This is a genomic window from Protofrankia sp. CiP1_Cm_nod3, assembly GCF_982290655.1.
The window spans coordinates 18,192-21,920 of the sequence record NZ_CEVIVD010000020.1; the positions used below are offsets into that span (position 1 = coordinate 18,192).

Here is a 3,729-nt window from a genome sequence, read left to right on the forward strand (position 1 = left end):
GCCGTTCCCGGAATGCTGAACCCGATATCGGCAGCCATTTTCAGCGCAAATGACGGGGCCGGCGGAAGGAAGTAACGTGGAAAGCCGGACGGCCACGGGAGGGCAACGGCGGGCCGGGAAAGGAAAGCCGGTGGCGGAGAATACCGGAACAGCGCACGGCCCCGGCGGCGGCGGCCACGGCCATGACAGCGGTCACGGGCAGCATGCCGGTCACGGGCACGACGTCGCCGCGGACGCGGACCGGCGCTGGCTGATGACCGCTCTCGGCATCATCCTCGCCTACCTCGTCGTGGAGGTCGTCGTTGGCCTGCTCGCGCACTCCCTGGCGCTGCTGTCGGACGCGGCCCACATGCTCACCGACGCGGCGGCGATCGCGCTGGCGCTGGTGGCCCTGCGGGTCGCGGCCCGGCCGGCCGGCGGCGCCTACACGTTCGGCCTGCGCCGGGTGGAGATCCTCTCCGCCCAGGCCAACGGGCTCACCCTGCTCCTGCTGGCCGGCTGGCTCACCGTCGAGGCGATCCGCCGGCTGCTCACCCCGGGTGACGTGGCCGGCGGGCCCGTGCTGGCCGTCGCGCTCCTCGGGGTGGCCGTCAACCTTGCCGCGGCCTGGGCGATGAGCCGGGCCAACCGGACGAGCCTGAACATCGACGGCGCCTTCCAGCACGTTCTCAACGACCTCTACGCGTTCGTCGCCACCGCCGTCGCGGCAGTGGTCGTCCTCGCCACCGGATGGGAGCGCGCGGACACGGTCGCCTCGCTCGCCGTCGTCGTCCTCATGGTCAGAGCCGGCGCCGGCCTGCTGCACGCCTCCGGCCGGATCTTCCTCGAGGCCGCCCCCGACGGGGTCGACCCGGACGGCATAGGTGCCGCGATGGCCCGCCGGCCCGGTGTCAGCGAAGTCCACGACCTGCACATCTGGCAGATCACCTCCGGTGAGCCGGCGCTGTCCGCGCACGTGCTGGTGCATCCCGACGCGGACTGCCACGCCGTCCGGGCCGGGATACACGCCTGGCTGCGCGAGGAGCATCACATCGACCACACCACCCTGCAGGTCGACCATCTGCCCGCCGCGGCGCACCCCACGGCCGGGCAGCCCGACGATCCGCACTGCGCCGCGCCGCACGGCACCACGCACTACGCCGCGCGGCGCGGCGCCGCGAACCCGCGCTGACCGTTACGGATCACCACCTGTGATCCGCCGGTCCCGGCACCGGACGGCCGACTTGCACCGGACGGCCGACGAGGCCTGGCCCATGGCCGCGGCGGCCGGGCCGGGCCGCCGCGGCCATGGGCCGTCGTCAGGCCGAGCTGCGCCGGCTGCGGCGGTTGGCCAGCTCGTCCCCGGGATGACCGACCGCCGCCGGGCCGGGGTGCCCCCCGCGCTCGGGGCGTTCGGGGCGCTCCGTCGGCAGCTGGGACAGCTGCCCGCGCATGTCCTGGACGGCCCGGCCGACCGCGATCGCGAAAACCCCCTGGCCGCCCTGGACGAGGTCGATGACCTGGTCGTCGGAGGTGCACTCGTACACGGTCGACCCGTCGCTGACCAGGGTGACCTGTGCCAGGTCCTCGATCCCGCGCAGGCGCAGGCAGTCGGCGGCGGCGCGGATGTTCTGCAGGGAGACCCCGGCCTCCAGCAGCTTGCGCACGACACGCAGGACCAGCACGTCCCGGAAGGAGTACAGCCGCTGGCTGCCCGAGCCGGTGGCGCCGCGTACGCTCGGCACGACCAGGCCGGTGCGGGCCCAGTAGTCGAGCTGCCGGTAGGTGATGCCCGCGGCCGCACACGCGGTGGGCCCCCGGTAACCGACATCGTCACCGGGCGGCAACGGGAGATCGTCCGGGAAGAGCTGCCCCTGTCCGATCATCGCCATCCGATCATCGCTGTCGTCGTCCCGTCCGCCAGCCAGCCACCCTGAGTTCACTCAACCGCCTCGACTCGACGGTAAGAGCCTCGGGCGATCCCATCAATGATCGCGATCGGCGTGTCCCGTGGCAGACCCACAATGTTCCCAGATCAAGCCTTTGTGAGGATACAGCCGCACACAGCCACAGCGGTCAGCGAACTGTACGAATCGGCTGGAAAGCCTTTCGGCGGCCCGGGAACCGGACGGCTGACGGGGCACGCCGCATGCCAGGGCCCCCGCGTCAGGAGCCTGGCGTGTTGAAGTCCTCCGGCGAGATCGTGTCGAGGAACTCCCGGAACTTCTCCAGCTCGCTCTCCTGCTCCTGTTCCTGCTCCTCCGGCACGGTGATCCCGGCCTCGGCGAGCACCGACTCCTCGCCGTAGACCGGCGCCCCCATCCGCATCGCCAGCGCGATGGCGTCCGACGGCCGGGCCGAGACCTCGACCCCGTTGCCGAAGACGAGTGTGGCGAAGAACACGCCGTCCTGCAGATCGTTGATGGTCACCCTGGTGAGCTCGGTCCGCAGGGCACGCAACACGTCACGCATCAGGTCGTGCGTCATCGGGCGGGCGGTCGTGATGCCCTCCTGGGCGAAGGCTATGGCCGTCGCCTCCACCGCGCCGATCCAGATGGGCAGGTAACGCTCACCGCCGACCTCCTTCAACAGGACGATCGGCTGCTTCGACGGAAGCTCGACACGAACGCCGACGATGTCCAGCCGATGCACCGATCTACCTCCTCACACAGGCGGGCAGGACGGGATGATCCGACCGGAAACTGTAAACCGCCACCGGCTGACACTATCCCGGTCTCCGGGCTTCGTCAGCGGCCCGACGCTTCCGACAAGATCTCCAGTAAGATCGGCCATCGCACGGACCTGCCACCCCGGTCAACAATAGGTGCCCGGGTGTGAGCCGGCCCACGCAGCCGACAGGCGCTCCGCCCCCGGCCGGCGATGTCACCTGCCCGGTCCAGGACCCAGCCGGGCGCGTCACCTGCCCGGCCCGGGACGCCGCAGGGGGCATGTGTCACGCGCCCGGCCCGGTGCGCAGCCGGGCGCGCAGCAAGGCCGCGTGCAGCCGCACGAGCAGCCCGGCGATCTCGTCCAGGGCCTCCTCCGCCCGCCCGCTGCTGAACGGGTCGCGCTGCGCCCGCAGCGGCGCCGTCACCTGCTCGATCAGCCCGGCCTCCCGGTCGGCGGCCACCCGCGACGGGCGCAGGTGCCGGGGCTGGATGCCGAAGCCGCTCAGCGCGGCGAACGTCCGCGCGACCGCCAGCGCGTCCCCGTCGAAGTAGCTGCCCCCGGGACGGGGGGCGACCAGCCCGTACTGCTCGAGCTCGGTGAGCTCCTGCTCGTTGACACCGGCCGCGGCGAGCAGTTCCCGCCGTGACATCCGCACCTGCTCGCCGTTGTCGAGCAGGGCGTCGAGGGGGCCGGGCGACGGCGGTGCCACCGGGCGCGGGCCGGGGCGCTCCCGCGGGAGCGGCTCGCTGTCCAGCGACTCCAGCTCCTGTTTGATCACTCGCAGTGGCAGGAAGCGCTCACGCTGCGCGCCGAGGACGTAGCGCAGCCGGGCGACGTCGGCGGCGGAGTACTTACGGTAGTTCGCGCTCGTGCGGGCGGGGGTGACGAGCCCCTCCGCCTCCAGATAGCGGATCTTGGACAGGGTCACGTCCGGGTAGTCCAGCCGCAGCCGGTCGAGGACCTCGCCGATGGTGAGGGTCTTCGCGCTGGCGGCATCCGCCCGGCCCCGCGACGCCCGCACGGGCACGGGCACGGGCACGGGACCGGCGGCCGTGGCACGCCCAGCGCTCATCGGCGTGA

4 protein-coding genes are annotated in these 3,729 nt (G+C 72.3%); 1 reads left to right on the top strand and 3 read right to left on the bottom strand.

The window, feature by feature from the left end; all coding sequences use genetic code 11:
* Positions 1 to 130 precede the first annotated feature (130 nt).
* The gene (locus AC5LUJ_RS06565; RefSeq protein ID WP_250285084.1) at positions 131 to 1,171 is read left to right on the top strand and encodes a cation diffusion facilitator family transporter; all 1,041 of its coding nucleotides are present in this window, start codon (positions 131 to 133) and stop codon (positions 1,169 to 1,171) included.
* A gap of 127 nt (positions 1,172 to 1,298) precedes the next feature.
* Here AC5LUJ_RS06565 and AC5LUJ_RS06570 read toward each other — a convergent pair whose 3' ends face one another.
* The 3 genes from AC5LUJ_RS06570 to ftsR all read right to left on the bottom strand — a co-directional run bounded on the left by AC5LUJ_RS06570 (position 1,299) and on the right by ftsR (position 3,721).
* Positions 1,299 to 1,871, bottom strand: coding sequence for a MerR family transcriptional regulator (locus tag AC5LUJ_RS06570; protein ID WP_250291182.1), 573 nt, complete (start codon positions 1,869 to 1,871; stop codon positions 1,299 to 1,301).
* A 274-nt stretch (positions 1,872 to 2,145) separates the two neighbouring features.
* Positions 2,146 to 2,631: a bifunctional nuclease family protein gene (locus AC5LUJ_RS06575; RefSeq protein ID WP_250285080.1), complete on the bottom strand. Its 486-nt coding sequence runs from the start codon at positions 2,629 to 2,631 to the stop codon at positions 2,146 to 2,148.
* A gap of 301 nt (positions 2,632 to 2,932) precedes the next feature.
* A complete protein-coding gene (gene ftsR, locus AC5LUJ_RS06580; protein WP_493464634.1) occupies positions 2,933 to 3,721 on the bottom strand; it encodes a transcriptional regulator FtsR in 789 nt (262 codons plus the stop codon).
* Between the last annotated feature and the right edge of the window lie 8 nt (positions 3,722 to 3,729).

Bases quoted from the DNA above. Each gene is read 5' to 3' on its own strand.
- AC5LUJ_RS06570 (WP_250291182.1), bottom strand. From the start codon at position 1,871: ATGGCGATGATCGGACAGGGGCAGCTCTTCCCGGACGATCTCCCGTTG.
- ftsR (WP_493464634.1), bottom strand. From the start codon at position 3,721: ATGAGCGCTGGGCGTGCCACGGCCGCCGGTCCCGTGCCCGTGCCCGTG.